This window comes from Methylobacterium dankookense (assembly GCF_902141855.1).
Taxonomy (GTDB): Bacteria; Pseudomonadota; Alphaproteobacteria; order Rhizobiales; family Beijerinckiaceae; genus Methylobacterium; species Methylobacterium dankookense.
Genome location: NZ_CABFVH010000005.1, coordinates 71,884 through 97,664, shown reverse-complemented (window position 1 = coordinate 97,664; position 25,781 = coordinate 71,884). Strand labels below are relative to the sequence as shown.

General features: G+C 71.4%; 26 protein-coding genes. 13 read left to right on the top strand and 13 right to left on the bottom strand.

The genetic code is table 11. The features are described from left to right. The first annotated feature begins 60 nt into the window (after nt 1–60). On the top strand, nt 61–1,605 hold the full coding sequence (gene hisS / locus MTDSW087_RS06400; RefSeq protein ID WP_144761749.1) for a histidine--tRNA ligase: 1,545 nt from the start codon (nt 61–63) through the stop codon (nt 1,603–1,605). 117 nt (nt 1,606–1,722) lie between these two features. Here hisS and MTDSW087_RS06395 read toward each other — a convergent pair whose 3' ends face one another. Further along, complete coding sequence (locus tag MTDSW087_RS06395) at nt 1,723–2,718, bottom strand: hypothetical protein (RefSeq protein ID WP_144761746.1); 996 nt, start codon at nt 2,716–2,718, stop codon at nt 1,723–1,725. A gap of 389 nt (nt 2,719–3,107) precedes the next feature. On the opposite strand from MTDSW087_RS06395, the gene dnaK reads away from it, so the two are divergent. The 4 genes from dnaK (at nt 3,108) to MTDSW087_RS06375 (ending at nt 6,222) form a co-directional block, all read left to right on the top strand. Next, nucleotides 3,108–5,027 carry a molecular chaperone DnaK gene (gene dnaK / locus MTDSW087_RS06390; RefSeq protein ID WP_144761743.1) on the top strand — a complete coding sequence of 640 codons (1,920 nt, stop codon included), beginning with the start codon at nt 3,108–3,110 and terminating at the stop codon, nt 5,025–5,027. A 148-nt stretch (nt 5,028–5,175) separates the two neighbouring features. Next, complete coding sequence (locus MTDSW087_RS06385) at nt 5,176–5,451, top strand: hypothetical protein (protein WP_144761740.1); 276 nt, start codon at nt 5,176–5,178, stop codon at nt 5,449–5,451. 129 nt (nt 5,452–5,580) lie between these two features. Next, on the top strand, nt 5,581–5,823 hold the full coding sequence (locus tag MTDSW087_RS06380) for a type II toxin-antitoxin system Phd/YefM family antitoxin (protein ID WP_144761737.1): 243 nt from the start codon (nt 5,581–5,583) through the stop codon (nt 5,821–5,823). Nucleotides 5,824–5,838: 15 nt separating this feature from the next. Continuing rightward, nucleotides 5,839–6,222 carry a type II toxin-antitoxin system VapC family toxin gene (locus tag MTDSW087_RS06375; RefSeq protein ID WP_144761734.1) on the top strand — a complete coding sequence of 128 codons (384 nt, stop codon included), beginning with the start codon at nt 5,839–5,841 and terminating at the stop codon, nt 6,220–6,222. Between the two features lie 51 nt (nt 6,223–6,273). On the opposite strand, the gene MTDSW087_RS06370 is transcribed toward MTDSW087_RS06375, so the two are convergent. The 4 genes from MTDSW087_RS06370 to MTDSW087_RS06355 form a co-directional block, all read right to left on the bottom strand. Continuing rightward, nucleotides 6,274–6,720, bottom strand: coding sequence for an NfeD family protein (locus tag MTDSW087_RS06370; RefSeq protein WP_144761731.1), 447 nt, complete (start codon nt 6,718–6,720; stop codon nt 6,274–6,276). 1 nt (nt 6,721) lies between these two features. After that, complete coding sequence (locus tag MTDSW087_RS06365) at nt 6,722–7,699, bottom strand: SPFH domain-containing protein (protein WP_144761728.1); 978 nt, start codon at nt 7,697–7,699, stop codon at nt 6,722–6,724. 85 nt (nt 7,700–7,784) lie between these two features. Continuing rightward, on the bottom strand, nt 7,785–8,942 hold the full coding sequence (locus MTDSW087_RS06360; protein ID WP_144761725.1) for a nuclease: 1,158 nt from the start codon (nt 8,940–8,942) through the stop codon (nt 7,785–7,787). Nucleotides 8,943–9,150: 208 nt separating this feature from the next. Next, a complete protein-coding gene (locus MTDSW087_RS06355) occupies nt 9,151–9,960 on the bottom strand; it encodes a hypothetical protein (protein WP_144761722.1) in 810 nt (269 codons plus the stop codon). A 407-nt stretch (nt 9,961–10,367) separates the two neighbouring features. On the opposite strand from MTDSW087_RS06355, the gene MTDSW087_RS06350 reads away from it, so the two are divergent. Together MTDSW087_RS06350 and MTDSW087_RS06345 are read left to right on the top strand one after the other, a co-directional pair. Next, the gene (locus MTDSW087_RS06350) at nt 10,368–11,279 is read left to right on the top strand and encodes a lipid kinase (RefSeq protein ID WP_144761719.1); all 912 of its coding nucleotides are present in this window, start codon (nt 10,368–10,370) and stop codon (nt 11,277–11,279) included. 187 nt (nt 11,280–11,466) lie between these two features. Then, entirely contained in the window at nt 11,467–12,243 is a 777-nt protein-coding gene (locus MTDSW087_RS06345) for a TerC family protein (protein WP_144761716.1), read from the top strand. Nucleotides 12,244–12,303: 60 nt separating this feature from the next. Here MTDSW087_RS06345 and MTDSW087_RS06340 read toward each other — a convergent pair whose 3' ends face one another. Beyond that, nucleotides 12,304–12,690, bottom strand: coding sequence for a ComEA family DNA-binding protein (locus tag MTDSW087_RS06340; protein ID WP_144761713.1), 387 nt, complete (start codon nt 12,688–12,690; stop codon nt 12,304–12,306). Nucleotides 12,691–12,997: 307 nt separating this feature from the next. On the opposite strand from MTDSW087_RS06340, the gene rpmF reads away from it, so the two are divergent. Continuing rightward, the gene (gene rpmF / locus MTDSW087_RS06335) at nt 12,998–13,186 is read left to right on the top strand and encodes a 50S ribosomal protein L32 (RefSeq protein WP_003601373.1); all 189 of its coding nucleotides are present in this window, start codon (nt 12,998–13,000) and stop codon (nt 13,184–13,186) included. A gap of 68 nt (nt 13,187–13,254) precedes the next feature. Here rpmF and MTDSW087_RS30730 read toward each other — a convergent pair whose 3' ends face one another. Both MTDSW087_RS30730 and phaR read right to left on the bottom strand, forming a co-directional pair. Further along, the gene (locus MTDSW087_RS30730) at nt 13,255–13,533 is read right to left on the bottom strand and encodes a hypothetical protein (RefSeq protein WP_144761710.1); all 279 of its coding nucleotides are present in this window, start codon (nt 13,531–13,533) and stop codon (nt 13,255–13,257) included. Nucleotides 13,534–13,633: 100 nt separating this feature from the next. Further along, nucleotides 13,634–14,254, bottom strand: a complete 621-nt coding sequence (gene phaR / locus MTDSW087_RS06325) for a polyhydroxyalkanoate synthesis repressor PhaR (RefSeq protein WP_144761708.1) — start codon at nt 14,252–14,254, stop codon at nt 13,634–13,636. A gap of 281 nt (nt 14,255–14,535) precedes the next feature. Here phaR and MTDSW087_RS06320 point away from each other — a divergent pair, with 281 nt between their 5' ends. Both MTDSW087_RS06320 and phbB read left to right on the top strand, forming a co-directional pair. After that, complete coding sequence (locus MTDSW087_RS06320) at nt 14,536–15,720, top strand: acetyl-CoA C-acetyltransferase (RefSeq protein ID WP_144761705.1); 1,185 nt, start codon at nt 14,536–14,538, stop codon at nt 15,718–15,720. 177 nt (nt 15,721–15,897) lie between these two features. After that, nucleotides 15,898–16,626 carry an acetoacetyl-CoA reductase gene (gene phbB / locus MTDSW087_RS06315; RefSeq protein ID WP_144761702.1) on the top strand — a complete coding sequence of 243 codons (729 nt, stop codon included), beginning with the start codon at nt 15,898–15,900 and terminating at the stop codon, nt 16,624–16,626. Nucleotides 16,627–16,707: 81 nt separating this feature from the next. Here phbB and MTDSW087_RS06310 read toward each other — a convergent pair whose 3' ends face one another. From MTDSW087_RS06310 to MTDSW087_RS30005, 4 genes are all read right to left on the bottom strand, one after another. Then, nucleotides 16,708–17,937 (bottom strand): glycerophosphodiester phosphodiesterase family protein, encoded by a 1,230-nt coding sequence (locus tag MTDSW087_RS06310; RefSeq protein ID WP_144761699.1) that lies wholly within the window; start codon nt 17,935–17,937, stop codon nt 16,708–16,710. A 115-nt stretch (nt 17,938–18,052) separates the two neighbouring features. Beyond that, entirely contained in the window at nt 18,053–18,493 is a 441-nt protein-coding gene (locus tag MTDSW087_RS06305) for a cupin domain-containing protein (protein ID WP_144761696.1), read from the bottom strand. 43 nt (nt 18,494–18,536) lie between these two features. After that, nucleotides 18,537–19,316: a hypothetical protein gene (locus MTDSW087_RS30010; RefSeq protein WP_186383751.1), complete on the bottom strand. Its 780-nt coding sequence runs from the start codon at nt 19,314–19,316 to the stop codon at nt 18,537–18,539. 3 nt (nt 19,317–19,319) lie between these two features. Next, nucleotides 19,320–19,598 (bottom strand): hypothetical protein, encoded by a 279-nt coding sequence (locus tag MTDSW087_RS30005; protein WP_186383750.1) that lies wholly within the window; start codon nt 19,596–19,598, stop codon nt 19,320–19,322. A gap of 180 nt (nt 19,599–19,778) precedes the next feature. Here MTDSW087_RS30005 and MTDSW087_RS06285 point away from each other — a divergent pair, with 180 nt between their 5' ends. The 3 genes from MTDSW087_RS06285 to MTDSW087_RS06275 all read left to right on the top strand — a co-directional run bounded on the left by MTDSW087_RS06285 (nt 19,779) and on the right by MTDSW087_RS06275 (nt 24,994). Next, nucleotides 19,779–22,658: a phosphoenolpyruvate carboxylase gene (locus MTDSW087_RS06285; RefSeq protein ID WP_144761685.1), complete on the top strand. Its 2,880-nt coding sequence runs from the start codon at nt 19,779–19,781 to the stop codon at nt 22,656–22,658. Between the two features lie 268 nt (nt 22,659–22,926). Continuing rightward, nucleotides 22,927–24,069: a molecular chaperone DnaJ gene (gene dnaJ / locus MTDSW087_RS06280; protein ID WP_144761682.1), complete on the top strand. Its 1,143-nt coding sequence runs from the start codon at nt 22,927–22,929 to the stop codon at nt 24,067–24,069. Between the two features lie 292 nt (nt 24,070–24,361). Further along, the gene (locus MTDSW087_RS06275; protein WP_144761679.1) at nt 24,362–24,994 is read left to right on the top strand and encodes a class I SAM-dependent methyltransferase; all 633 of its coding nucleotides are present in this window, start codon (nt 24,362–24,364) and stop codon (nt 24,992–24,994) included. A gap of 179 nt (nt 24,995–25,173) precedes the next feature. On the opposite strand, the gene MTDSW087_RS06270 is transcribed toward MTDSW087_RS06275, so the two are convergent. Further along, nucleotides 25,174–25,755, bottom strand: a complete 582-nt coding sequence (locus tag MTDSW087_RS06270; RefSeq protein ID WP_144761677.1) for a hypothetical protein — start codon at nt 25,753–25,755, stop codon at nt 25,174–25,176. Between the last annotated feature and the right edge of the window lie 26 nt (nt 25,756–25,781).

Genomic DNA, 25,781 nt, shown 5'->3' with positions numbered 1-25,781 from the left:
CCCTCCACCCTGCGATAGAGCCCGGGAAACTCTGTCCCCGATACGAAGCGAAGTCCCGACATGTCCAAGGCCGATGCCAAGAAGGCTGGTGAGAAGGGCGACACCCTGAAGCCGCGCCTGCCGCGCGGCTTCGTCGACCGGCGCGAGGACGAGATCGCGGCGCAGGGCCGGATGCTGGAGCGCATCCGCGAGACCTTCGAGCTCTACGGGTTCGAGGCGCTGGAGACGCCCTTCGTCGAGTACACCGAGTCGCTCGGCAAGTTCCTGCCCGACCTCGACCGGCCGAACGCGGGCGTGTTCTCGTTCCAGGACGACGACGAATCCTGGCTCTCGCTCCGCTACGACCTCACCGCGCCGCTGGCCCGTTTCGTCGCCGAGAATTTCGACGCGCTGCCGAAGCCCTATCGCAGCTTCCGCGCCGGCTACGTCTTCCGCAACGAGAAGCCGGGCCCGGGGCGCTTCCGCCAGTTCATGCAGTTCGATGCCGACATCGTCGGCGCCGCCTCCGTCGCGGCCGATGCCGAGACCTGCATGCTGATGGCCGACACCCTCGACAAGCTGGGGCTTGCCGGCCAGTACGTGATCAAGGTCAACAACCGGAAGGTGCTCGACGGCGTCATGGAGGCGATCGGCCTCGCCGGCGCCGACAAGGCCCCCCAGCGCCTGACCGTGCTGCGGGCCATCGACAAGCTCGACCGCCTCGGCGCCGACGGCGTGCGCCAGCTGCTCGGGGCGGGCCGCAAGGACGAGAGCGGCGACTTCACCAGGGGCGCGGGCCTCTCGGACGAGCAGATCCAGCGCATCCTGGCCTATGTCGCCTTCCAGCCCTCCGCCGATGCGGGCGCCGACCGGCTCGCCTTCTGGGAGCAGTTCTTCCGCTCCTGGCAGGATGTCGTCGGCACGTCCGAGACCGGCCGCGAGGGCATCGCGGAGCTCCACGCCATCATGCGGCTCTGCGAGGCCGCCGGCTACGGCCACGACCGGATCCGCGCCGATGCCAGCGTGGTGCGCGGGCTCGAATACTATACCGGCCCCGTCTACGAGGCGGAGCTGACCTTCCCCGTCACCAACGAGGAGGGCCAGGTGGTCCGCTTCGGCTCGGTGGCGGGCGGCGGGCGCTACGACGGCCTCGTCGGGCGCTTCCGCTCCGAGCCGGTGCCGGCGACGGGCTTCTCGATTGGCGTCTCGCGCCTGTTCTCGGCGCTCCAGCTCGTCGGCAGCCCGCTGCTGGGCGGGGCGCGCAAGCCCGGCCCCGTCGTGGTGCTGGTGCTCGACCGCGAGAACATCGCCGACTACCAGCGCCTGGTGACGGCCCTGCGCGCCGAGGACATCCGGGCCGAGCTCTATCTCGGCGGGGCCGGCATGAAGGCGCAGATGAAATATGCCGACCGCCGCCGGGCGCCGGTGGCGATCATCCAGGGCTCGAACGAGCGCGCCGCCAACGAGGTCCAGGTGAAGGACCTGATCGAGGGCGCCCGCGCCGCCGAGAACATCGCCAGCAACGCCGAGTGGAAGGCCGCGCGCCCGGCCCAGTTCTCCTGCCCGGAGAGCGAGATGGTCGCCCGCGTGCGCGAGGTACTGGGCCGGCACTATCCGGAAGGCTGATCACGACCGGGGATCCCAAAGGGATCATCCCTTTGGCGGGGCGCCGGGGCGGAGCCCTGGCTTGAAGCCCCGGGGCGCTGCCCTGGACCCGCGAGAGGGCTGACCCCTCTCGACCCTTTACTCGGCGAGCGGGGCGCCGGCGCCCGGCGCATCCGGGTTCATGCCCTCGACGGCCGGCTTGCGGCGCGGGCGGGGCGTCGCCGTCGTCGCGGTCGGCGCCGCGGCGGCGGTGTTCACGCCGAGGCGCGTCGCCAGGGCGAGCGCCCGGTTCTCGCTGAAGCGCAGGTGGCAGAAGCCGTGCGCGCCCTCGCGGGCATAGGTGCGGCAGACCTGCTCGCGGTCGGCGGAGAAGGCGGCCTGCTCGGTGACGATCGGGCGGACATCCTCGCGGCGCGCCCGCTGGGTCATCAGCTTGTAATTGTCGCGCACCGCCTTGTCGGCGACGCCGCGGGCGGTGTCGAACTCGGCCGAGCGCGGGATCAGCCCGGCGGCGGCCGGGCCCCAGAGGCCGTTCGGCGTGGTGGCGCAATCGGCCGCCGTGAAGGTGCAGAGCGGGCCGGAATTGCCCAGCGTCGAGACGAAGACGCCGCCCTCGGTCACCTCGAAGCGGAGCGGGCATTCCGCCCCCGCCGCCTCGAAGCGCGGCACGCCCTCGGGCCGCCCTTCCGAGGAGAGGGTGACCGGGCTGCCGTTGGCGAGCGGCACGGTGCAGGATTCGGTCGGCTGCGAGACCTTGGTGCCGGGCAGGCTGATCCGGACGGTGGCCGCCGTGCCCGCGCGCTCCAGCTTCAGCTTGCCCGAGAGGCCGTTGAGCTGCAGCTCCTGGCCGAGGATCGCGTCCTCGCTCGGGGCCTTCAGCACCACGGGCTTGGGCGGCGCGGCCGGGCGCGGCGCCTCGGCGGCGGGCGGGGGGGCGTTGGGATCGGCGGGCAGCGGCTCGCCGGGCTGGGGCGGCGGTGCGGTCGGCACGCCGCGCGGGGGAACGGGAGGCCGGGCCGCGCGGCCGATCCCGAACAGCTCCTCGAAGAAGTTCTGCGCCTGCGCCGCGGGGGCGAGGCTCGTCGCGGCGCCGAGGCACAGGAGCGGGATCAGGAGGCTGCGGGTCGGACGCATCGAGTCCTTCGAGCGGGTGGGCCGAGAAGCGGGAAGCCGCACGCGAACGTTAACACGCCATCGATGGCGCGGGCGTGGCAGCGCGGCAACAAAATGCACGGCGCCGATCCCGCGAATGACGCCGCGATGGCGTCGATATCGCTGGCACCCCAAAGGGATGCGGCCCATCGCAGGAAGTCGGCACGGGTCGTGCGGCTTCGCCTTGCGGCCGGAAAGTCGCCTCCTTATATCCGCTCCGACACGGGATTAAGCGCGGGTTTTTCGCCGTCTGCGGCCCTTGATCCGCCCTCGCTCCCGGACGCACATCACCTCACGTCGCACCGCCATGGGCCGAGCTGCTTCGGGGCTCGGCGGTCTGCTTGAATACGAACCAACAGAGGGATCCCACCATGGGTAAAGTCATCGGCATCGACTTGGGCACCACGAATTCCTGCGTGGCCGTCATGGAAGGCACGCAGCCCAAGGTCATCGAGAACTCGGAAGGCGCCCGCACCACGCCCTCCATCGTCGCCTTCACGGACGAGGGCGAGCGCCTCGTCGGCCAGCCGGCCAAGCGCCAGGCGGTCACGAATCCGGAGCGCACCTTCTTCGCCATCAAGCGCCTCATCGGCCGCACCTACGACGACCCGATGACGCAGAAGGACAAGGGCCTGGTGCCCTACAAGATCGTCAAGGGCGACAACGGCGACGCCTGGGTCGAGGCGGACGGCAAGAAGTACTCGCCCTCCCAGATCTCCGCCTTCACCCTGCAGAAGATGAAGGAGACCGCCGAGTCGCATCTCGGCCAGCCGGTCACGCAGGCCGTGATCACGGTCCCCGCCTACTTCAACGACGCCCAGCGCCAGGCCACCAAGGATGCCGGCCGGATCGCCGGCCTCGAGGTGCTGCGCATCATCAACGAGCCGACGGCCGCCGCCCTGGCCTACGGCCTCGACAAGAAGAAGTCCGGCACCATCGCGGTCTACGACCTCGGCGGCGGCACCTTCGACGTCTCGATCCTCGAGATCGGCGACGGCGTGTTCGAGGTGAAGTCGACGAACGGCGACACCTTCCTCGGCGGCGAGGACTTCGACAACCGCGTGGTCGAGTACCTGACGGCCGAGTTCAAGCGCGAGCAGGGCATCGACCTGACCAAGGACAAGCTCGCCCTGCAGCGCCTCAAGGAGGCCGCCGAGAAGGCCAAGATCGAGCTGTCCTCGGCCACCCAGACCGAGATCAACCTGCCCTACATCACCGCCGACGCCACCGGGCCGAAGCACCTCGCGCTGAAGCTCTCGCGCGCCAAGTTCGAGAGCCTCGTGGACGACCTCGTGCAGCGCACGATGGAGCCCTGCCGCAAGGCGCTGAAGGATGCCGGCGTCTCGGCCTCCGAGGTGGACGAGGTGGTGCTGGTCGGCGGCATGACCCGCATGCCGAAGGTGCAGGAGGTGGTGAAGGCCTTCTTCGGCAAGGAGCCGCACAAGGGCGTGAACCCGGACGAGGTCGTGGCCATCGGCGCCGCGGTGCAGGCGGGCGTACTCCAGGGCGACGTGAAGGACGTGCTGCTCCTCGACGTCACCCCGCTCTCGCTCGGCATCGAGACGCTGGGGGGCGTGTTCACCCGGCTCATCGACCGCAACACCACCATCCCGACCAAGAAGTCCCAGGTCTTCTCCACCGCCGAGGACAACCAGAACGCGGTCACGATCCGGGTCTTCCAGGGTGAGCGCGAGATGGCGGCCGACAACAAGCTGCTCGGCCAGTTCGACCTCGTCGGCATCCCGCCGGCCCCGCGCGGCATGCCGCAGATCGAGGTGACGTTCGACATCGACGCCAACGGCATCGTCAACGTGACGGCCAAGGACAAGGCGACGAACAAGGAGCACCAGATCCGCATCCAGGCCTCGGGCGGCCTCTCGGACGCGGATATCGAGAAGATGGTCAAGGACGCCGAGGCCAATGCCGAGGCGGACAAGAAGCGCCGCGAGCTCGTCGAGGTGAAGAACCAGGGCGAGAGCCTCGTCCACTCCACCGAGAAGTCGGTGAAGGAGTACGGCGACAAGGTCTCGCAGGCGGATCGTGACGGCATCGAGACCGCGATCACCGCGCTCAAGACCGCACTCGAGGGCGAGGATGTCGAGACCATCAAGGCCCGCACCACGGACCTGATGCAGGCCTCGATGAAGCTCGGCGAGGCGATGTACGCCGCGAGCCAGGCCGCCGGCCCCGACGCCGCCGCGGCGGGCGCTCAAGGCGAGGCCAAGAAGGACGACGTCATCGACGCCGACTTCCAGGAGGTCGACGAGAAGGACCAGAAGAAGCGCGCCTGAGGCGCCCTTCCCTGCTGGGACCGAGAGGGGCCGGAGCGATCCGGCCCCTTTCTTTTTGCCGGCTCGTTATCGCGGGCGGATATCTTCGAACGATCGCAGGGCCGGGGCGTTGGCCCTTCACGACGATCACAGGAAGGGACGATCCGCCATGCGCACCACGCTTGTTCTCGCTGCCGCCCTCGTCGCGCTCCCGGGCCTCGCTCTCGCCCAGACCGCACCGGGCACCGCCACGCCCGGCGCCACGCGCACGGCACCGGGCCTCGACCGCTCCACGACGACGGACAGCCCCGGCAGCAGCACGGGCACGGTGAACCCGCCCGGCCGCGTGGGCGGCTCCGGCAACATGGGCGGCGGCACCGGCCGCAGCGAGAATACCGGCGTCGGCCTCGGCAACCACGGCGCGACCCAGGCGCCGCGGCAGTAGCCTCCTTCGAGACGGGGAGGGCCGGAACGATCCGGCCTTTCCTTTCGGACGGCCCGGCGATCGCCTCTCCTTTCCAGACAGCGCGGAAAAGCCTTATATGACCATCCGGATGGTCATGTCGGTGCTGCGATGACACGGGTCAGCTTGGCGGAAGCGAAGGCGCATCTGAGCGCCCTGATCGACAGCGTCGCGGCCGGCGATACGGTGACGATCACCCGTCGCGGGAAAGCGGTGGCGCAGCTGACGGCCGCCGAGCAGGGCCTGCGGCCGGTCGATCCCGAAGCGCTGAGGGCGGTCACCGAGACCTTGCCGCACGCGGATCTGAGTGCCGGGTTTCTCCTCCGCGAGATACGGGACGGCAGCCGGTACTGACGCTCGGCGCAGCCGATGCCCTATCTGGATACCTCGATCCTCGTCGCGGCCCTGACGCATGAGGCGGAGACCGCCCGGATGCAGGCTTGGCTCGCCGCTCAGACGCCGGGCGACCTGACGATCAGCGATTGGGTGGTGACCGAGTTCTCGGCGGCGCTCTCGATCAAGGTGCGGATGGGACATCTCCTGCCCGGGCAGCAGGAAACGGTGCTTGCCCTGTTCCAAAGGGTGTCGGCCGCATCGTTTCGAAACCTGCCGATCTCCGGCCGGCAGTTCCGGACGGCGGCGCGCTTCGCCGACCAGAGCCGGTTCGGATTGCGGGCCGGAGATGCCCTGCACCTCGCCATCGCCGCCGAGGCGGGCGTCGCGCTGGCCACGCTGGACCGAAAGCTCGCCTAGGCGGGGACGGCACTCGGCCTCGACGCAGGTCTCGTGTGACGGACGCGACGCCTACGCCGCTGCCACCACCAGCACCGTCCCGGCGAGGCCCGTGATCCGCACCCGCGTCCCCGCCGGCAGGTCCGGGCCGCTGACCCGCCAATAGGTGTCGTCGAGGCGCAATGCCCCGGCCCCGCCCACGATCGCCTCGGCCAGCACCGCGTCGCGCCCAACCAGCCCGCGGTCGGCCCGGTTGAGGACCGGCTCCGCGCGGCGCCGGTTCAGGCGCGTGGCGAGCGCCACGCTCGCCAGCGACAGCACGGCCCAGACGAGGACCTGCGCCTGCCAGGGCATCGGCAGCAGGGCGGCGCCGAGGCCGGTCAGCAGGGCGGCGAGCCCGAGCCAGATCAGGAAGATGCCGGGCAGCAGGATCTCGGCCCCCGCGAGCACGAGGCCGCCGATGATCCAGAGCCATGCCGAGCCGAGGGAGGCGACGAGGGCGGCAAGGGCGGCCGGCATGTCAGGACCGCGGCGGGGTGGCGACGTTCGGCGGCTGCCCGGCCCGGCGGGGTGCGCCCTCGCCGAACACGCCGCGGGCGATCTCGGCGATGCCGCCGAGGGTGCCGGCCAGCGCCGCGGCCTCCAGGGGCACCACGACGACGCGCTGGTTCGGCGCGGTGGCGAGCGCCCGCACCGCCTCGATGTACTTCTCGGCGACCAAGAAATTAGCCGCCGAAAGATCGCCCTTGGCGATGGCCTCGCTGACGAGGCTCGTCGCCTTGGCCTCGGCCTCGGCGGCGCGCTCGCGGGCCTCGGCGTCGCGGAAGGCGGCTTCGCGCCGTCCCTCCGCCTCGAGGATGGCCGATTGCTTGCGCCCCTCCGCCCGCAGGATCTCGGCCTGTCGCTGGCCCTCCGCCTCGAGCACCGAGGCGCGCTTCTCGCGCTCGGCCTTCATCTGCCGGGCCATGGCGCCGGCGAGGTCGGCCGGCGGCACGATGTCCTTGATCTCGATGCGGGTCATCTTCACGCCCCAGGGCGAGGCCGCCGCATCCATCACCCGCAGCAGGCGCTCGTTGATCTCGTCGCGGTGCGAGAGGAGCTGGTCGAGATCCATCGAGCCGACGACGGTGCGGATGTTGGTCATCGTCAGCGTCATCATCGCGACCTCGAGGTTCGAGACCTCGTAGGAGGCGCGCGCCGCGTCGAGCACCTGATAGAACACCACCGCGTCGATGGTGACCCCGGCATTGTCGCGGGTGAAGGCCTCCTGGCTCGGGACCTCGATCACCTGCTCCATGATGTTGACCCGCCGCCCGATCCGCTCGACGAAGGGCGTGATCAGGCCGAGCCCGGCATCGAGGTTGCGGGCGTAGCGACCGAAGCGCTCCACCGTATAGACGTGGCCCTGCGGCACGATGTTGATGCCGGCCGCGAGCGTCATGATCACGAGCACCGCCACGACGACGGCGAACACGCTCAGGCCTACCGACAGATCCATCGTCCCCTCCCCGCTCTCGCCCGCATAGAGGCGGAGCGAAAGCGTGGGCGCAAGGGGGCGACCACTGGGCCGACCACTGGGCCGGTCAGCGCTTCCAGACGCCGAGGCGCTCGCTGCGGGCGTGGTCCTCGGCCGCCACGAGCTCGGGCGTCGCCTCGGGCGAGGCGCGGCCGCCGCCGTTGAACAGCACCACCTCGGAGAGGTCGCGGCCCTCGATCTGGCAGAGCTGGTTCTCGCTGCCGGGAACCGGCTGGCAGGTCACGGGCCGGTTGTTGATGTAGCGGGTGAGCTCGTCGGCCTGGCCGCCGCGCACCCATTCGACGCCGAACAGGCGCACCAGCTTGCCGTTGAGCCGCAGGGTCGCGGTGTCGATCACCTGGGCCTGGCCGGTGACGGCGTTGGGCGCCGGGCGCGGCTGCTCCGGCATCTCGGTGGGGGTCTCCGTCTCGGGCGGCGGCTCGGCGGGCCGCGCGGCGGAGGGCTTGTCGGCGGATCTGTCGGAGGGCTTGGCCGCCTGCGGCGCCTCGGCGGTCCGCGTCGGCGTCTCGTCCGGCTCGCCGCCCTCGCGCAGGCCGACGACGAGCCCGGCCGCCACGATCATGGCGAGGAGCGCGCCGGCCCCGCCCGCGATCCAGCGGCGCTGCGTGTGGTCGCCGAAGCGGTCGCGAAGGCCGCCGCCGTGAAAGCCGCCGCCCGTCCGGCGCGCCTCGACGCGCGCCCGGAAGGCGGCGAGGCCCGCGGCGGCCGAATGCGCCAGCGCCCGCCCCTGCTCGGAGGAGCGCTCGGCGAGCGCCCGGGCCCGCTCGGACTGGGTCTCGACGAAACGCGCGGTGGCGGCCCGCATCTCGGAGGCGCCGTGGGCGAGCGCCGATTCCTGGGCCGGCTCCGGCTCGGGCTCGGGGGGCGGCGCGGGCAGGAACAGGTCGGGATGCCGCGCGGCGATCTCGTCGACGAGCTCCGCCAGCGTCAGCGGCCGGCCGGGACCGCCCGCCGCCTCGTCCGGATGGCGGCGCGGCTCCCCGAGCCGGTCGATCACCCGGTAGCCCGGCTCGTCCTCGACGGGCTCCACTGCGGCGACGGCGAGAAGCTCGAGGGTGCGCAGGGCTACGGGCTTCGGGCGGCGCCGCTCGATCTCCGCGCGGATCCTGTCGCGCAGGCCCGCGCGCTCGATCCCGTCGAGGAACGGACGGGCCGGCTTCGCGCCGTCCGTCTCCGCTGCCGATGCCGCCTCAGTGACTGCCATGGGCCCGATCTAGACCATGATGCGGGATAAGGGAAATGCCGGCTTCCCGAAACATCATGCGTTCACAAGGGGATAGAGCGGCGGCGGATGGCGGTGAAGATCATGCGGCGCCAAGGGGATAAGTGTCTCTCACAAAACGCCCGCTGCGCCGTCGCGGCCAGAGAGAGGACTCCCAGCGAACGGGAGTTTTGTGAGGTGCACGAAGCCCTCAGGCGCTCCGGCCGGCGGGGGCGAGCGCGCTCACCCCGCTGCCGCGGCGCAGGACGCGGCTCGATTCCGAGACGATGGTCGGCCGCGGACCGGCGAGGCTCACCTCCAGGACCAGCTCGGCGAGGCCGCGCGAGACGGTGCCCCGGTCGGGACTCGCGGCCCGGAACTCCACCTGTGCGCGCACGATGCAGGTGCCGAGCGCCCCGTTGCAGGCGGTGCGCATGCCCCGCGGCTCATAGCTGCGGTCGGGCCAGCGCCGGACGAAGCTGCGCTTCTCGGCCATCACCGCGGCGAGGGTCATGTCGCGCCCGAAGAAGCGCACGCGCGGGGCGTAGAAGCGGGGCGCCTCGCTCACCATCCGGGCGCCCGGCGCCGAGACGACGTCGAGGTAGTCGGACGCGAGCGCCTGCGCCGCGCCTGCCCAATCGGTCAGGCGGGGCTCCGGCGCCGGGGCGGGAGCGGGTGCAGGTGCGGGGGCCGCCCGCAACGCGGGCTGGGCCGGCGGCGGGGTCTCCGCGAGGCGGCGGGCCGGGCGACGGTGGCGGGCCGAGCGCCGCTCGGCATGGCGCGCCGCCGGCTCGGCCGCCTGCCGCGCGGGCGCGGCCTGCGGGGCTTCGGCGGACGGCGAAGACTTGGGCTCGGCCCGCGGCGCCGCCCCGGGCGTCGGCTCGGGTTTGGGCGCGGGAGACGGTCCGGATCCGCGCGCGGGCGGATCGACCCAGCCCGTCTGGGCGAGCGACGGCGCCAACCCTCCCCCGGAGAGGAGCAGGCTCAGGGCGACGAGGCTGGCGGGGCGGACAGGGCGCATGGAGTTCACCGGAGCGGCCGAACGAAAAGGATGCCGGAGCGGCGCCCGGGCAGACGCCGAAAGAGAAATGCGGGGGGAAACGCGGGCGGGGGAGCGCTGGGTTCCGGCGCCGGCGCCTTCCTAGCAGAAGCCCGGCCCTCGGCGGCTGCGATTCGCCGATCATGCCCGACATCCACCGCCGTCCCGCTGTGACGGGAATTCACAGGGGCGGGGTTGCGCTCGGCCGCGTCACGCCCAAGTTTCCCCTCAACCCGGGTCCGGGCCCCTCTGGCGGTCGAGGCGTCGACCGTGATGTCGGACCGCTTCCCTGCCTTCGCTCACGCGGCGCGAACGCACCGGAGTGCCCGACCCTTGATCGTCTCCACGACTCCGTTCGACCGGTCCCGGCCCCGCGCGGGAGGCCGGCCTTGAGCGCGGGCGGCGCGACTCCGCGGCGCGCGCTCCTCGTCTGCAACGCGAAGGCCCGCAACGGCGGCTTCTCCCTCGACGCGGTGCGCGACATCCTGCGCCAGGGCGGCATCGAGCCGGTCGAAGCCTCGGGCGATTGCACCGACGTCATCACGGCCCATGCGTCCGGCGTGGATCTCGTGATCCTGGGCGGCGGCGACGGCACCATGAACGCGGCGGCGGCGGCCCTCGTCCAGACCGGGCTGCCCCTCGGTATCCTGCCGCTCGGCACGGCCAACGACCTCGCCCGCTCCCTCGGCATCCCCCTCGACCCGCTCGCCGCCGCGCGCCTGATCACCACGGCCGAGGCGCGGCCGGTCGATCTCGGCTGGGTCAACGGGCACTACTATTTCAACGTGGCGAGCATCGGCTTCTCGGCGGAGCTGGCAGGCGAGCTCACCGCCGAGTCCAAGAAGACCTGGGGCGTGCTCGGCTACGCGGTGGCCGCCGTGCGCGTGCTGCGCCGCGTGCGGCCCTTCACGGTCACGATCGAGCATGACGGGCAGGTCGAGAAGGTCACCACCATCCAGGCCTCGGTCGGCAACGGGCGCCATTACGGCGGCGGCATGACGGTGGAGGAAGGCGCCACCGTCGACGACGGCAAGCTCGACTTCTACAGCCTGGAGGTCGCCCATTGGTGGCGCCTGCTCGCGCTGCTGCCGGCGCTCCGCCGCGGCACGCACGGGCGCGCGCAGGACGTGCGCGCCTTCAAGACCACCGAGGTCCGCCTCGCCACGCGCAAGCCCAGGCCCGTGAACACGGACGGCGAGCTGACCACCTACACGCCGGCCCATTTCAAGGTGGTGCCGAAGGTGCTGCGGATCTTCGCGCCCGAGCCCGAGGCGCGGCCGGGCCGGTTCCTGCCGATCTGAGACCGCGCGGCGCTTCATCGAAGGCGACATCCGCCATCCCGAAGGGATCACCCGGATATCGTATGAGACGGCGCCCGGGGCGCGGCCCGGCCGGGAATTCCGGGCGAGCCCCCGACAGATCCTTTTGTTCGAGACGCCCCGGCGGTGCCTGCCCGCCGGACAGATTCAGGATGCGGAGACCCAATCCATGCTCGAGTCCCTGACCCAACTGGCGGCGGATCCCGCCGTCTGGGCCGCGCTCGCCACCCTCGTCGTGATGGAGGTGGTGCTCGGCATCGACAACCTGATCTTCATCTCGATCCTGACGAACAAGCTGCCGCCGGAGCAGCAGCCGAAGGCCCGCCGCATCGGCATCGGCCTCGCCCTGGTGCTGCGCCTCGCGCTGCTCGGCGCCGTCGCCTTCATCGTGCACCTGACCGAGCCGGTCTTCACGGTGTTCGGCAAGGCCTTCTCCTGGCGCGACCTGATCCTGGTCGCGGGCGGCCTGTTCCTGCTCTGGAAGGCCACCAAGGAGATCCACGAGAGCGTCGATCCGAGCCAGAAGGAGGAGAAGGGCGGCCCCTCCATCGGCTACGCCGCGGCGATCGGCCAGATCCTGCTCCTCGACCTCGTCTTCTCGATCGATTCGATCATCACCGCGGTGGGCATGACCGAGCACGTGCCGGTCATGATGATCGCGGTGATCGCCGCCGTCACCGTGATGCTGCTCGCCGCCGACCCGCTCTCGCGCTTCATCGCGGCCAACCCCACCGTGGTGATGCTGGCGCTGGGCTTCCTCATCATGATCGGCATGGTGCTGATCGCGGAGGGCTTCGGGGCGCACGTGCCGAAGGGCTACATCTACACCGCGATGGCCTTCTCGGCGGGCGTCGAGGGCCTCAACATGCTGGCCCGGCGGCGCAGGCGCGCCAAGGCCGGGGACACGCAAGCCGTGCCGGCGGGGAAGGGGACCGGCCGCGCCTGAGGGCGGCCGGCAAGGGTCCCGCAAGGGTCCCGGACGCGGCGCGCCCGGGACCTCGTCGCCTCACTTCTGCTTGGCGATGACCTTGTCCTTGATCCCGTCATAGACGTTCTGCGGGATGATCTTCTTGGAGACGAGCTCGTCCTTGCCGCGATAGGGGCGGCCCTTGATGATCGCGGCGGAGCGGGCGGTACCGATGCCGGGCAGGGCGTCGAGCTCCTCGGCGGTGGCGCTGTTGAGGTCGACCAGAGCGGTCTTGGCCGCGTTCGGCGCGCCGGCGACGGGGGCGCTCGGGGCCTTCGGCGCGGCGGGCGCGGCCGGAGCCGCGGGGGCGGGCTTGGCCGGCGCCGTCGGCGTGGCGGGGGCCGGGGACTGCGCGAGGGCTGGCGTACCGAGGAGCGCGGTCAGGACGGCGAGCGCGCGCAGCGTGGATTTGGTGGACGAGACCATGACGGTACTCCCGAAGATACGCGGCCCGTCGAAGCGAGGTTGGGACGGAACCGGTGCCGCGAAACCTGATCTTCCCTGGTTGAACCGTGGCTTAACGTGCGACAGGCTGGCACGTCACGGGATTGCGAGCGCGCCGGGGCCGTGCCGTGCATGGCGATGCGGCGGGGGCTCTAGCCAGAGTGCGCCGCGGCCGCTATAAGCGCGCCCTCGAATCTCCGTATCAAGCGGTGCATGAGGCGATCCTCACCCAGGGGGAGCCGCCCGCGCGCCGCTTTCGTCGCAATCCGCCAGTTCAAGGATCGTTGTCATGGCCGTTCCGAAGCGAAAGACCTCCCCCTCGCGGCGCGGCATGCGTCGCTCCGCCGACGCCCTCAAGGCCCCGACCTATGTCGAGGACAAGGATTCGGGCGAGCTGCGCCGTCCCCACCACATCGACCTGAAGACCGGCATGTACCGCGGCCGTCAGGTCCTGAAGGTGAAGTCGGCCGAGGCCTGAGCTTTCCTGCGGGATCGTTCGAGGCCGGTGCGGCGAGGGCCGCGCCGGCCTTTTTCGTGCGCGCGACCCTAGGCGACCTGCCGTGCCGCGGCATCGTAGAGCGCGCAGGCGCGCCGCGCCCGCTCGGAGCGCGAGGGCACGAGGCTCGGATCGGCGCTGACGATCAGCTGGGCGACGAAGCCGGCCTGCGGACGTCCGTCGCGGCGCGGGGCGGCGCGATCGGAGGCTCCAGCCGCCGCCGGCAGCACGGCGACAGCGCGCCCCGGCTCCTCGGCCGGCGCTGCCGCATCGCGGGTGGGATAGCCCTGTGCCGTCGCGGGACGGCGGGTTGCCTCGATCCGGACCATGTCGCGCATCCTCCGCACGGATCGGTGCGGGCGGTGCAAGCTTGGGACCGGCGTTAACGGTTCGTCAACCTTTGCGGGCGGTGCAGGCGCGCGGGGCGCCTCACTTCTTCGCCAATTCCTCCAGCCGCTCCTGCATCGCCAGCATCTGGCGCTTCAGGTCGTCGAGCTCGCTGGAGGAGGGCTGTGCCGGGGCGAGCGGCTTGGCCGCGGCGACGGCGGGCGTGCCGCCCGCATTGGTGGCGCCGGGCAGCCCGGCCCCGGAGAAGCCCGTGAACATCTTCATGGCGTCGCCGAAGAAGTTCATGTTGGTGCGCACCTGCTGCTCGATCGCGTTCTGGAACGCGGCCGGGCCGAAGCTCGTGGCGAACTTCTCGCGCAGGCCGTCCTGGTCGCGGGCGAAGTTCGCCATCGAGAATTCGAGGAAGCTCGGCACCATGGTGCGCATGCTGTCGCCGTAGAAGCGGATCAGCTGGCGCAGGAAGGCCACCGGCAGCAGGTTGTCGGCGCCGGCCTTGTTCTCCTGCTCGAAGATGATCTGCGTGAGCACCGAGCGGGTGATGTCGTCGCTGGTACGCGCGTCGTAGACGACGAAGTCCTCGCCGTTCTGCACCATCGTGGCCAGGTCTTCGAGCGTGACATAGGTCGAGGTGCCGGTGTGATAGAGGCGCCTGTTGGCGTACTTCTTGATGACGGTCTGTTGGGCCTTGACGTTCTCCGCCATTTTCGCGGCCTCTCCCAGTGACGACGGCGCGGCGACCACAAACATTGCGCGCGCCCGAAGACCTTAAGGCTTTCAGACGGCGTCGAAAACCGCAATCTGGCGCCTTTCCCAGCACAATCATGCATAACGCACCGGCAATGCCAATGTGGCGCTCCGCTTGAGGCGTCACCGGCGGGGCGGTTATGCGCTTGACTTCGCCCGCCCCAAGCCCTTCATCCCTCTCCAACGGACCAGAGCGCGGAAACCCTCAAGATGCGCCGGCCGCGAGAGGAGAACGTCAGATGGCAGGCAGCGAGGACATCGTCATCGTCGGTGCGGCGCGCACCCCCGTGGGCTCGTTCGGCGGCGCCTTCGGCAGCGTGCCCGCGCACGAGCTCGGCAAGGTGGCGATCCAGGCGGCGCTGGAGCGGTCGGGCGTGTCGCCCGACGACGTGGACGAGGTGATCTTCGGTCAGGTGCTCACCGCGGGCGCCGGCCAGAACCCGGCCCGCCAGGCGGCCATCGCCGCAGGCATCCCCGAGAAGGCCACCGCCTGGGGCCTCAACCAGGTCTGCGGCTCGGGCCTGCGCACGGTCGCGATCGGCATGCAGCAGATCGCCAACGGCGACGCCACGGTCATCGTGGCCGGCGGCCAGGAATCCATGTCCCTCTCCCCCCACGCGCAGTACCTGCGCGGCGGCCAGAAGATGGGCGACGTCAAGCTCGTCGACACCATGATCAAGGACGGGCTCTGGGACGCCTTCAACGGCTACCACATGGGCACCACCGCCGAGAACGTGGCCCAGGCCTTCCAGCTCACCCGCGAGCAGCAGGACCAGTTCGCGACCCGCTCGCAGAACAAGGCCGAGGCCGCCCGCAAGGAGGGCCGCTTCAAGGAGGAGATCGCCCCGGTCACCGTGCCCGGCCGGAAGGGCGACGTGGTCGTCGACACCGACGAGTACATCCGCGACGGCGCCACCATCGAGGCGATGGCCAAGCTCAAGCCCGCCTTCTCGAAGGACGGCACCGTGACGGCCGCCAACGCCTCGGGCCTCAACGACGGCGCGGCGGCGATCGTGCTGATGTCGGCCTCCGAGGCCGAGCGCCGCGGCCTCACGCCGCTCGCCCGGATCAAGTCCTGGGCGACGGCCGGCGTCGACCCGAAGGTCATGGGCACCGGCCCGATCCCGGCCTCGCGCAAGGCCCTCGACAAGGCGGGCTGGAAGCCCGGCGACCTCGACCTGATCGAGGCCAACGAGGCCTTCGCCGCCCAGGCGCTCGCCGTGAACAAGGACATGGGCTGGGACGACGCGAAGGTGAACGTCAACGGCGGCGCCATCGCCATCGGCCACCCGATCGGCGCCTCGGGCGCCCGCGTCCTCGTCACCCTCCTGCACGAAATGAAGCGCCGCGACGCCAAGAAGGGCCTCGCCACCCTCTGCATCGGCGGCGGCATGGGCGTCGCCATGTGCCTCGAGCGGCCCTGATCGGCCGGCTCCGGCGCGGGGCGGGACAACCCGGCCCGCGCTGAAACGCTTTCACGGCTCCATCAAGAATAAATTCGGTGCGCAACCTCCGCGCGACGGGCAAGATGCGCCCATCGCGCGGGGACGGTTCGTCCCCGAGATCCAGGGCCATCAAGCAAGAACATCCGGAGGAAACCCATGGCACAGGCACGCGTCGCCCTCGTCACCGGCGGCACCCGCGGCATCGGCGCGGCGATCTCGAAGCGGCTGAAGGACAAGGGCTACAAGGTCGCCGCGAATTACGGCGGCAACGACGAGGCCGCCAACGCCTTCAAGGCCGAGACCGGCATCCCCGTCTTCAAGTTCGACGTGGGCGATCTCGCGAGCTGCGAGGCGGGCATCAAGGCGATCGAGGCCGAGCTCGGGCCGATCGACGTCCTGGTGAACAATGCCGGCATCACCCGCGACGGCGCCTTCCACAAGATGACCTTCGAGAAGTGGCAGGCGGTCATCAAGACCAACCTCGACTCGATGTTCACCTGCACCCGGCCGCTGATCGACGGCATGCGCAGCCGCAATTTCGGGCGCATCATCATCATCTCGTCGATCAACGGGCAGAAGGGCCAGGCCGGCCAGACCAACTACTCGGCTGCCAAGGCCGGCGTGATCGGCTTCGCCAAGGCGCTGGCGCAGGAAAGCGCCGCGAAGGGCATCACCGTGAACGTGGTGGCCCCGGGCTACATCGCCACCGAGATGGTGATGGCCGTGCCGGAGGAGATCCGCAACAAGATCATCTCGACGATCCCGACGGGCCGCCTCGGCGAGGCCGACGAGATCGCCCACGCGGTCGAGTACCTCGCCAGCGACGAGGCCGGCTTCGTCAACGGCTCGACGCTGACCATCAACGGCGGCCAGCACTTCGTCTGATCGGACAGGACGCCGTTCTCCGGAACGGCGCGACCCAGGGCATGCGGGGCCCGGAGGAGCGAGCCTCCTCCGGGCCCCGCTCTAATCGGCCCCGACGCAATTGGCGTAGAAGGTCGTGGTCGCCGGCCAGTCGGAGAAGACGCCGAGCACCCCGACCTCGCGGTGCAGCACGTCGAGGAGCCGCAGCACGTCGCCATCGCCCGTCACCACGCGCTTGATCGACTGGTAGTAGTAGCCGCCCCCGCCCTTGAGCGGCCCCGAGCGCTCCAGCGACCAGGCGATCAGGTCGAGGCCCGCCTTCCTCGCCTCCCGCGCATAGGTCGAGGGCTCGATGGTGCCGTCGGGCCCGGGCCGGACCAGCATCCAGAGCGGCGGCGCCAGGATGCGCACGCCCTTCTGCGCCAGCTCGGCCATGCCGGGCTTCCATGTCTCGGGCTTCTCGGGGTCGAACCTGCCCTTGTCGCGCTCGTCCCGGTCGTCGAGGAACACGGCCTGCCGGCCGAAATCCGGCTCCTTCTCCAGCCAGTACAGGATGTCCCGGAGCTGGAAGCTCTGCGGGAACACGTCCGCGGCGGGGATGCCGGCGGCCTTGTAGTCGTCGATCAGCGCCTGGGCGTACCGGTCCTGCGTGTAGTCGCCCGCGAAGGGTATCGGCACCTGCGGCGCCTTCAGCTCCGGCGTGAACTTGCGGCCGAGCGACTTCACCAGCGCGACGTATTCGCGATGGGACATCAGCGTGCCGGTGGTGGCGTAGAGGTCGGTGCGCCAGCGCGGCGTCGCGTTCATGTAGCCGGCGAGGTTCGTCGCCTCCGGGTCGGCGGCGTCCATCTTGGCGTTGAGCGACTTGAACTCGGCGAGCGTCAGGTCGCTGGTGCAGCACTGGGCCGAGGCCTTGCGGCCGCTCGCGGGATCGGCGGGCACGAAGCCCGTGCTGCATTTCGCGGCGAGTTCCGGCCGGGCCAGGATGTCGGTGGTGGTGTGCAGGTCGCACTGGCTGTGGCGGCAGACGAGCTGGCGGTCCTTGGTGAAGGCGACGTCGCACTCGATGATGCCGGCGCCCATGCGGTAGGCCGCCATCACGCCCTCGCGGGTATGCTCGGGGAATTGCAGCGGCGCGCCGCGATGCGAGATCGAGAAGCGGCGCGGGGTGTAGCGCCGGTCGATCCCGCAGGCGGCGAGCCTGTCCTTCAGGGGCCCGGGCTTCAGGCTGTCGACGAGATAGAAGGGGCGCGGCCCGATCTGCGCCTCCTCGGCCGCCGAGCCGGGCGAGGCGGCGAGGAGAAGGGCCAGCGTCGCGGCGATCTTGCGCATGGGGTCGGGTCCTCCGCCGTTCCGCCGCCACTACGACAGGGCCGTGACGGCGGCATGACCGGGAGCGGAACGCCGCCGGAGCGGTGCCGGTTCGACGGGCGCGCCGCAGCGAGCCCTAGGACCGCGGCATCGGCCGCCAGTCCGGCGGGGCCATCTCGAATCCGGCGAAGTCGAAGCCGGGCGAGACCGTGCAGCCGACGAGGGTCCAGGCGCCGAGGCTGGTGGCGGTCTGCCAATGGCCGGCCGGCACCACGGCCTGCGGGCGCTGGTTGCGGGCGAGGTCGGGCCCGAGATGCAGGGCCTGCGCGTCGTGCCCGTTCGGGCTGACGGTGAGGACGAGGGGCGCGCCCGCATACCAGTGCCAGATCTCGGCGGCGTCCACCCGGTGCCAGGCCGAGACCTCGCCGACATCGAGCAGGTAGTAGATCGCCGTGCCGACCGAGCGGCCCTCGACCGCACGGGGGTCGCGGAAGGTCTCGCGATAGTGACCGCCCTCCGGGTGCGGCTGCAGCCCGAGCGCCGCGATCACCTGCGCGGCCGTCATCGCTGAGGACATCCTTGCGCTTCCCTTAAGCTCGGCCGGGGTTTTCCCGTGAAAACTACTCGGCGATCGCACCCTGCGGCAGGGTGAAGCCCGGCGGCACCTTCGGCCCGGGCTTCGGCTTCGGCGCGGCCTTGGCCGGGTGCGCCTCGCCCTCGGCTCTCTGGGCGTCCGGGTCCCGGGGCTTCGCCGCGTTGCGCTGCGGCTTGGCCTCCTTGGGATCCTTGCGGATGGCGGCGGGTGGCGGAGCCTGCACCGGGGGCGCCTCCGTGCATTCGCGGAAGCCGAGGCGCGCGAGCGGCTGGCCGTCCTCCCCGACGATGGCGAGCGGATCGGGCAAGGCGGGCAGGCCGTCCTGCCACTTGATCGCGGTGCCGAGCCGGGCCTCGATCGCGCTCGGCGGGCCGCCGCGGCGGAGCGCGTCCAGATCGGGCCCGTAGGCGGTGGCGACCTTGGAGCCGATCGTCACCTGGAGCACCTGGGTCACCTCCGGCGTGAGGGGGCGCAGCGCGTTCTCGACCTCGGCCCGGCCGGCCCGCGTGACGAAGAGCTGGAACCCCTTCTCGCCCTCGTAGCGCGCCGCCTTCGGCCCGCAGGCCAGCGAGGGCGGGGCGGCGAAGGTGGCGTCCGGCGGCGCCTTGTCGGTTCGGGGCGCGGGGGCAGGTGCGGGAACCGGTTCCGGCGGCGGCGCGGGTGCCGGAGGGGGAGGCGCCGGCTCCGGCGGCGATGCCTGGACCGGGGCGCCAGGGCCCTGCCACTCCATCAAAGCGATCGCCCCTCCGGTGAGCGTCGCGGCGAGGAGAGCCGAGCCGAGGATGGCGGTGCGGATCCCGACCATGGCTCAGTCCTCCCGCCTCGCCCCGTGCGGCAGGCGCGGCGGCGGGTGTGCGTGATGCTGCGCGTGATCCGGTTCCAGCACCTCGGCCTCCAGCACCTCGGCGTCGCGGTCGATCGGGCTGTGCGAGGGCCCGACATCGGCGAGCAGCAGCGCCTCGTCCCGCTCGTCGTGCTCGTTGCCGAGGCGCAGGGGCGGACGGCTGTGCCGCGCCGAGATCGCGATCACGGCGACTCCCGCGACGATGCAGGCCAGGACCGCGCCCAGGATCAGGATGAGTTCCATGCCGCCGTACCGTTACCCGAAGGATCGCGCCCTTGCACCTGCCCCGTGGCTGCGCGATCACGGCCGGGCTTGCTGCGCCGCGGAACGGACCTTGCCTTGCGCATCCGGACCCGCCCGCATCCGAGCGGCCGCACGAACACGATACGAACAAGCGGACAGTCGAGGGAGCGAGGAGCGCCGATGCAGCAGGAGCCAGGCCACCGGACGCCGGCGGAGCTTGAGGAGCACCTCCTCGGCCTGATCGAGGCGTCCCGCGAGCAATCGGCGGAGGATCCCTTCCGCAACCCGGTCCTCGCCGTCACCCTGGCCATCACCCGCCGCTTCGACCGCGGCGAGATCACGGGAGACGATCTCGACGCCCTGTTCGCGCGCCTGCGCGCCCAGGCCCTGGCCGCGCGGGCCGAGCGCCTGCGCGCCTATGTCGGCCTCGACGCGGCGCCCGATCCGGACGCGGCGGTGCCCGCCCGCCTCGTCGCGGCGATCCCCGAGAAGGCCGGGGATTTCGAGACGTTCCGCGACCTCGTCGGGCGCACCGCCTTCGCGATCGTGTTCACGGCGCACCCGACCTTCGGCATGCCGCGGGCGGTGGCCGCGCTGATTGCCCGCAGCGCCAGCCTGCCCGAGGCCGGCGCGCGCGCGCCCCTCGTCGCGGAGGCCGCCGCCCTCTCCACCCGGCCCGACCCGAAGATCAGCCTCGACGACGAGTTCGAGCAGGCCTGCATCGCGGCCAACAACGCCCGCCTCGCCCTCGACGGCTTCAACGGCGCGCTGCTCGATGCCGCCCGCCGCCGCTGGCCGGACCGCTGGACCGAGCTGGCGCTGCGGCCGCTCGCGGTGGCGAGCTGGGTCGGCTGCGACACCGACGGGCGCACCGATATCGGCTGGTGGGATACGCTGCGCTACCGCCTCGAATCGAAGCGGATGCAGTTCGACCGGGTGATCCGCGAATTGCCCGCCATCCCCGCCACGCAGGTGGTGCGCTCCCTCGCCGAGCAGGCCCTCGCCGCCGTCAACCGCCAGCTCGCCGTAGCGCCGAAGCTCGGCACCAAGCCCTCGCTGGAGGCGGTGCACCGCTTCGCGCTCGCCCTCATCATCGAGCGCGAGCGCGCGCAGACCGATGCCGGCGCCCTGCTCGGGGGCCTCGCCGCCGCGGTCGCCGCCGCGCCGGGGGAGGCCGACAAGCGCGCCATCGCAGTGCTGCGGGCCGGCGTGGCGACGCACGGCCTCTCGAACGCCCTGCCGCATTTCCGGCTCAACGCCAGCCAGATCCACAACGCGGTCCGCCGCGTCACCGACCTGGAGGGCGAGCCGGCCGATCCGGCCCAGCGCCGCTCGCACCTCGCCACCATCCACACGCTGCTCAACGACGTGCAGCCGGTCGCCGTCGATTTCGGGGCGCTCGCCGCCGAGCGCGCCTCGGCCGCCCGGCTGATGATGACCATCACCCAGATCCTCAAGCACGTGGACGGCACCCATCCGGTGCGCTTCCTCATCGCCGAGACGGAGACCGGCTACACCCTGCTCGCCGCCCTGTGGCTGGCGCGGCACTACGGCATCGCGGACAAGCTCGAGATCACGCCGCTCTTCGAGACGGCGGAGGCGCTGGAGCAGGGCATCCGCGTGCTCGACGACGCGCTGCGCAACCCGCACTGGCGGCAATACCTCAAGCGCATCGGCCGGCTCACCGTGCAGTTCGGCTACTCGGATTCGGGCCGCTATGTCGGCCAGCTCGCCGCCACCTTCTGGATCGAGCGGCTGCGCCTGCGCATCACCGACATGCTGGTCCAGAACGGGCTCCAGGGCGTCGAGCTCGCGATCTTCGACACGCATGGCGAGTCGATCGGGCGCGGCGCGCACCCGACCTCGCTCCGCGACCGGCTCGCCTATCTCGCCCCCGAGGATGCCCGCGCCAAGAACAAGACCGCCGGCATCCGGGTGCGCCTCGAATCGAGCTTCCAGGGCACGGACGGCTACCTGCTCTTCGGCACGCGGGCGCTCGCCGAGGCGAGCGTCGCGCGGGTGGCCGAGCACGTCTACGCCCTCGACATCGCCGACGAGGACGCTTTCTCCGACTATGCGCTCTCCGAGCCCGGCGAGGGGCCCGACGCGGACGACGACCCCGTCTATGCCGAGACCGACTTCGCCCTCGAATTCTTCACCGTGGTCCGCCAGGACATGGAGGCGCTCGTCGACGATGCCGGCTACGCGGCCCTGCTCGGCACCTTCGGCCCGAGCCTGATCGACCGCACCGGCTCGCGGCCCGTGGCGCGCCAGAGCGATTCCGGCGGCCCGGCGCTGATCACCCATCCGCGCCAGATGCGGGCGATCCCGAACAACGCGATCCTGCACCAGCTCGGCTATCTCGCGAATTCGCTGCACGGCCTCGGCCGGGCCGCCGAGCGGGCGCCCGACCTGTTCCGCGACATGCGCCGCGGCTCGGTGCGCTTCTCGCGCGCCTTCCGGCTGGCCCAGCACGCGGCGAGCGTCGGCGACCTCGACGTGCTGCGCGCCTATATCGACACCCTCGACCCGGCCGTCTGGCTGGAGCGGGCGCGCCGCACCCAGAAGGACGGGCGCCGCGAGGAGCTCGTCGTCATCGCGCACAGCCTCGACCGGCTCGGCCTCGCGCCCGGCCTGCGCCGCCTGTTCGGCCGCCTCACCTGCGACTGGCTGAGCCTGCAGATGGCCGCGCCCGACCTCAAGAAGATGTCCGTGCGCCTCACCCTGCTGCACGCCATCCGCCTCGCCCTGATCCATAAGATCTGGTTCACGGCCGTGCACGTCCCGGGCTTCCGCCCGCATGCCGGCATGACCCGCGAGCAGCTCCTGGAGCGCTTCCTGCGCCTCGACATCGAGGCCTGCCTGAAGCTCCTCGAGGACATCTTCCCGATCACGCCCGACCCGACGCTCGGCCTCAATTTCGGCGAGCCGGCGGGGCCCCGCGACGTCGGCACCTACGAGGCCGAGCATACCGGCCTGTTCGAGCCGATCCGGCGCATGTTCGCCCAGGTCCGCGAGATCTCCGGCATGATCCAGCACGAGGTCGGGGCGTTCGGGTGATGCAACCCTTGCTGGCGGGAGGCGCCCCGTCCGTGCTAACGCTACGTTCCGGCGCGGCATGAGGATGCGGCCGGGAACCGGCATCCCCATATGACCGCCTGCCCGCGGCGTCAGCCGCGTAGCGCGAAGGCTTCGTGCGGGCACCGTCGTCGTGACGGTGCCGTGCCCGCAAGTCCGCGCGGGCATGATAGATCCGGACCGAATCGACCGGACGAATCGGCAGGCCGCCCGCCCCCGCGGCGCGCGGGCGAGGGACCTTGAGGACGGGATGTCGAAGCGGGACTATTACGAGATCTTGGGGGTCGCGAAGACGGCGACGGACGGCGAGATGAAGGTCGCCTTCCGCAAGCTCGCGATGACCTATCACCCCGACCGCAACCCGGGGGACAAGGAATCCGAGATCAAGTTCAAGGAGCTCAACGAGGCCTACCAGTGCCTCTCGGATGGCCAGAAGCGCGCGGCCTATGACCGCTTCGGCCATGCGGCCTTCAGCCAGGGCGGGGGCGGCCCGGGCTTCGGCAACGAGTTCGGCGACTTCATGTCGGACATCTTCGACAATTTCTTCGGCGACGGCCGGGCCGGCGGCGGCGCCGCGCGCGGGCGCGGCGGCGCGCCGGGGCGCGAGCGCGGGGCGGACCTGCGCTACAACCTCGAGATCAGCCTGGAGGAGGCCTTCACCGGCAAGGCCGAGACCATCCGCATCCCGACCTCGATCACCTGCGAGACCTGCGCGGGCTCCGGCGCGAAGCCCGGCTCGAAGCCGCGGACCTGCTCCACCTGCGGCGGCTACGGCCGGGTGCGGGCGGCGCAGGGCTTCTTCGCCATCGAGCGGACCTGCCCGAACTGCCACGGCCGCGGCGAGATCGTGGACGATCCCTGCAGCGCCTGCGCCGGCGCCGGCCGGGTCAACCGCGAGCGCACGCTCTCGATCAACGTGCCGGCGGGCGTGGATGACGGCCTGCGCATCCGGCTCGCGGGCGAGGGCGAGAGCGGCCTGCGCGGGGGCCCGGCGGGGGACCTCTACGTCTTCCTCTCGATCAAGCCGCACGATTTCTTCCAGCGGGACGGGGCGGACCTGTTCTGCCGCGTGCCGATCTCGATGGTGACCGCCGCCCTGTCCGGCGAGATCACCGTGCCGGTCATCGACGGATCGCAGACCCAGGTGCGCATCCCCTCCGGCACGCAGACGGCCAAGCAGTTCCGCATCAAGGGCAAGGGCATGCCGGTGCTGCGCTCGCGGGAGGTCGGCGACCTCTACATCCAGGTCTTCGTCGAGACCCCGCAGAACCTGACCAAGCGCCAGCGCGAGCTGCTGCAGGAATTCGACAGGACCGCCTCCGACGAGAACCACCCCGAGAGCGCGGGCTTCTTCTCGAAGGTGCGCGACTTCTTCGGGGCCGCACGCGCCTGACGGCCGGCGCTCTTGAGCCGATAGTCCGGCCCGGGAGCGCATCGAGACAGGGAGCAGTTCCCGATCGCGCCGCGATGGGATACGGCTCTGCGGCGCTCCCCGCCGAACCGGTCGCCGGCCCGGCGGGAAGCGCATCGAGACTTGAGAAACCGTGCGCGGGCCGGATCCAAATCCGGGCTGCCCGGTTATCGCATTTGGCCGGAAGCGCGGCCTCGCCCTAGCGAGGTCGTCGCCATGACGATATGACAGCCTCGTCCTGCCCACATCACAACGAGATCAGGGAAGCCCGGACTTGCCCCCCTTCGATCGTTCCAGCGCCAGAGCTCGGGTCGTGCGGTTGGGGGACAAGCGGCGCGAGCCGCTCGAGGACGAGGCGCGCTTCCTGCGCTCCTGGCTGGAGCGGCCTCTCGTCACCGGGGCGGTGACGCCGTCGGGCAAGATGCTGGCCCGCACCATGGCGGCCTATGTCGACCCGCGCCGCGAAGGCCCGGTGATCGAGCTCGGCCCCGGCACCGGCCCCGTCACCGAGGCGCTGATCCGGCGCGGGATCCCCGCCGAGCGGCTGATCCTCGTCGAGTTCAACCCGGATTTCTGCCGCCTGCTCGCCCGGCGCTTCCCGGGCGTGACGGTGGTGCGGGGCGACGCCTACGACATCCGCAGCACCCTGGAGCATCACCTGCGCGAGCCGGCGGCGGCCACGATCTCCAGCCTGCCGCTCTTCACCAAGCCCCTGGAGCAGCGCCTCGACCTGCTCAACGCGGCGCACGACCTGATGCAGCCGAGCGCCCCCTTCGTGCAGTTCACCTACGCCGTGGTGCCGCCGATCCCGGCGCGCTGCGAGGCCGGCAGCTACACCACCGACCGCTCGAACCGCGTCTGGCTGAACCTGCCGCCCGCCCGCGTCTGGGTCTATCGCCGCCCCTGAGACCGCGTCCGGTTGATCGGACCGGACGCGGTCTCAGCAAGCCCACGCGGCGCCTGAGCGAAGGCGACATCCGCCATCCCGAAGGGATCACCCGGATGTCTCAGCCAGCCCGCGCGGCGCTTGAGCGAAGGCGACATCCGCCATCCCGAAGGGATCACCCGGATGTCGTATGAGAGCGCTCACGCCTTGAAGTCGAAGAGCAGGGCCGAGGCCTGGGACGAGCCGGCCGTGCCGCTCGCGGCGTAGCTGCCCCCGCTCTGCGAAGCCTGCAAGTGCTGGATGAAGCTCGCGAGCAGGTCGCTCGCCGAGCTGGCGTCCGACGTGTCGCTCGCGGCATCCGCCGTCATGCCGTCGGCTCCGCCCGGCGGCGGTCCGGGAGGCGGGCCGCCGGCCCCGCCGAGCCCACCCGGGCCGTCCCGTCCGCCCTCCTCGGCGAAGAGGCTCTTGAGGGTGTCGGCTTGGTCGCCGGTGAGCGTGCCGCCGCTCACCTGATCGTCGATGAGCCCGTCGATCCGGTCCTTCATCTGGGCGGGATCGAGCCGTGTCGTGCTGGCCGTGCTGCCGGAGGCGGCCGTGCCGCGCTCGGCCGAGAGGCTCGAATCGATCGAATCGAGGGCGCTCGACAGGGCGGTGGCGTCGGTCTGGCTGATCGTGCCGGCCGAGACCTCGCCATCGATCGCCGAGGAGAGGCGGCTCCGCTCGGAATGGGGCCGGTGCGGAGCGTGGCTCTGGTAGCTTTGGTTCGCGGAGATCGTGCTCATCGAGATCGCGGTCCGAGGCGTGCCGG

Excerpts from the sequence above, each read along its gene's own strand:
- hisS (WP_144761749.1), top strand. The coding sequence starts at position 61 with ATGTCCAAGGCCGATGCCAAGAAGGCTGGTGAGAAGGGCGACACCCTG.
- MTDSW087_RS06395 (WP_144761746.1), bottom strand. The coding sequence starts at position 2,718 with ATGCGTCCGACCCGCAGCCTCCTGATCCCGCTCCTGTGCCTCGGCGCC.
- dnaK (WP_144761743.1), top strand. The coding sequence starts at position 3,108 with ATGGGTAAAGTCATCGGCATCGACTTGGGCACCACGAATTCCTGCGTG.
- MTDSW087_RS06385 (WP_144761740.1), top strand. The coding sequence starts at position 5,176 with ATGCGCACCACGCTTGTTCTCGCTGCCGCCCTCGTCGCGCTCCCGGGC.
- MTDSW087_RS06380 (WP_144761737.1), top strand. The coding sequence starts at position 5,581 with ATGACACGGGTCAGCTTGGCGGAAGCGAAGGCGCATCTGAGCGCCCTG.
- MTDSW087_RS06375 (WP_144761734.1), top strand. The coding sequence starts at position 5,839 with ATGCCCTATCTGGATACCTCGATCCTCGTCGCGGCCCTGACGCATGAG.
- MTDSW087_RS06370 (WP_144761731.1), bottom strand. The coding sequence starts at position 6,720 with ATGCCGGCCGCCCTTGCCGCCCTCGTCGCCTCCCTCGGCTCGGCATGG.
- MTDSW087_RS06365 (WP_144761728.1), bottom strand. The coding sequence starts at position 7,699 with ATGGATCTGTCGGTAGGCCTGAGCGTGTTCGCCGTCGTCGTGGCGGTG.
- MTDSW087_RS06360 (WP_144761725.1), bottom strand. The coding sequence starts at position 8,942 with ATGGCAGTCACTGAGGCGGCATCGGCAGCGGAGACGGACGGCGCGAAG.
- MTDSW087_RS06355 (WP_144761722.1), bottom strand. The coding sequence starts at position 9,960 with ATGCGCCCTGTCCGCCCCGCCAGCCTCGTCGCCCTGAGCCTGCTCCTC.
- MTDSW087_RS06345 (WP_144761716.1), top strand. The coding sequence starts at position 11,467 with ATGCTCGAGTCCCTGACCCAACTGGCGGCGGATCCCGCCGTCTGGGCC.
- MTDSW087_RS06340 (WP_144761713.1), bottom strand. The coding sequence starts at position 12,690 with ATGGTCTCGTCCACCAAATCCACGCTGCGCGCGCTCGCCGTCCTGACC.
- rpmF (WP_003601373.1), top strand. The coding sequence starts at position 12,998 with ATGGCCGTTCCGAAGCGAAAGACCTCCCCCTCGCGGCGCGGCATGCGT.
- MTDSW087_RS30730 (WP_144761710.1), bottom strand. The coding sequence starts at position 13,533 with ATGGTCCGGATCGAGGCAACCCGCCGTCCCGCGACGGCACAGGGCTAT.
- phaR (WP_144761708.1), bottom strand. The coding sequence starts at position 14,254 with ATGGCGGAGAACGTCAAGGCCCAACAGACCGTCATCAAGAAGTACGCC.
- MTDSW087_RS06320 (WP_144761705.1), top strand. The coding sequence starts at position 14,536 with ATGGCAGGCAGCGAGGACATCGTCATCGTCGGTGCGGCGCGCACCCCC.
- phbB (WP_144761702.1), top strand. The coding sequence starts at position 15,898 with ATGGCACAGGCACGCGTCGCCCTCGTCACCGGCGGCACCCGCGGCATC.
- MTDSW087_RS06310 (WP_144761699.1), bottom strand. The coding sequence starts at position 17,937 with ATGCGCAAGATCGCCGCGACGCTGGCCCTTCTCCTCGCCGCCTCGCCC.
- MTDSW087_RS06305 (WP_144761696.1), bottom strand. The coding sequence starts at position 18,493 with ATGTCCTCAGCGATGACGGCCGCGCAGGTGATCGCGGCGCTCGGGCTG.
- MTDSW087_RS30010 (WP_186383751.1), bottom strand. The coding sequence starts at position 19,316 with ATGGTCGGGATCCGCACCGCCATCCTCGGCTCGGCTCTCCTCGCCGCG.
- MTDSW087_RS30005 (WP_186383750.1), bottom strand. The coding sequence starts at position 19,598 with ATGGAACTCATCCTGATCCTGGGCGCGGTCCTGGCCTGCATCGTCGCG.
- MTDSW087_RS06285 (WP_144761685.1), top strand. The coding sequence starts at position 19,779 with ATGCAGCAGGAGCCAGGCCACCGGACGCCGGCGGAGCTTGAGGAGCAC.
- dnaJ (WP_144761682.1), top strand. The coding sequence starts at position 22,927 with ATGTCGAAGCGGGACTATTACGAGATCTTGGGGGTCGCGAAGACGGCG.
- MTDSW087_RS06270 (WP_144761677.1), bottom strand. The coding sequence starts at position 25,755 with ATGAGCACGATCTCCGCGAACCAAAGCTACCAGAGCCACGCTCCGCAC.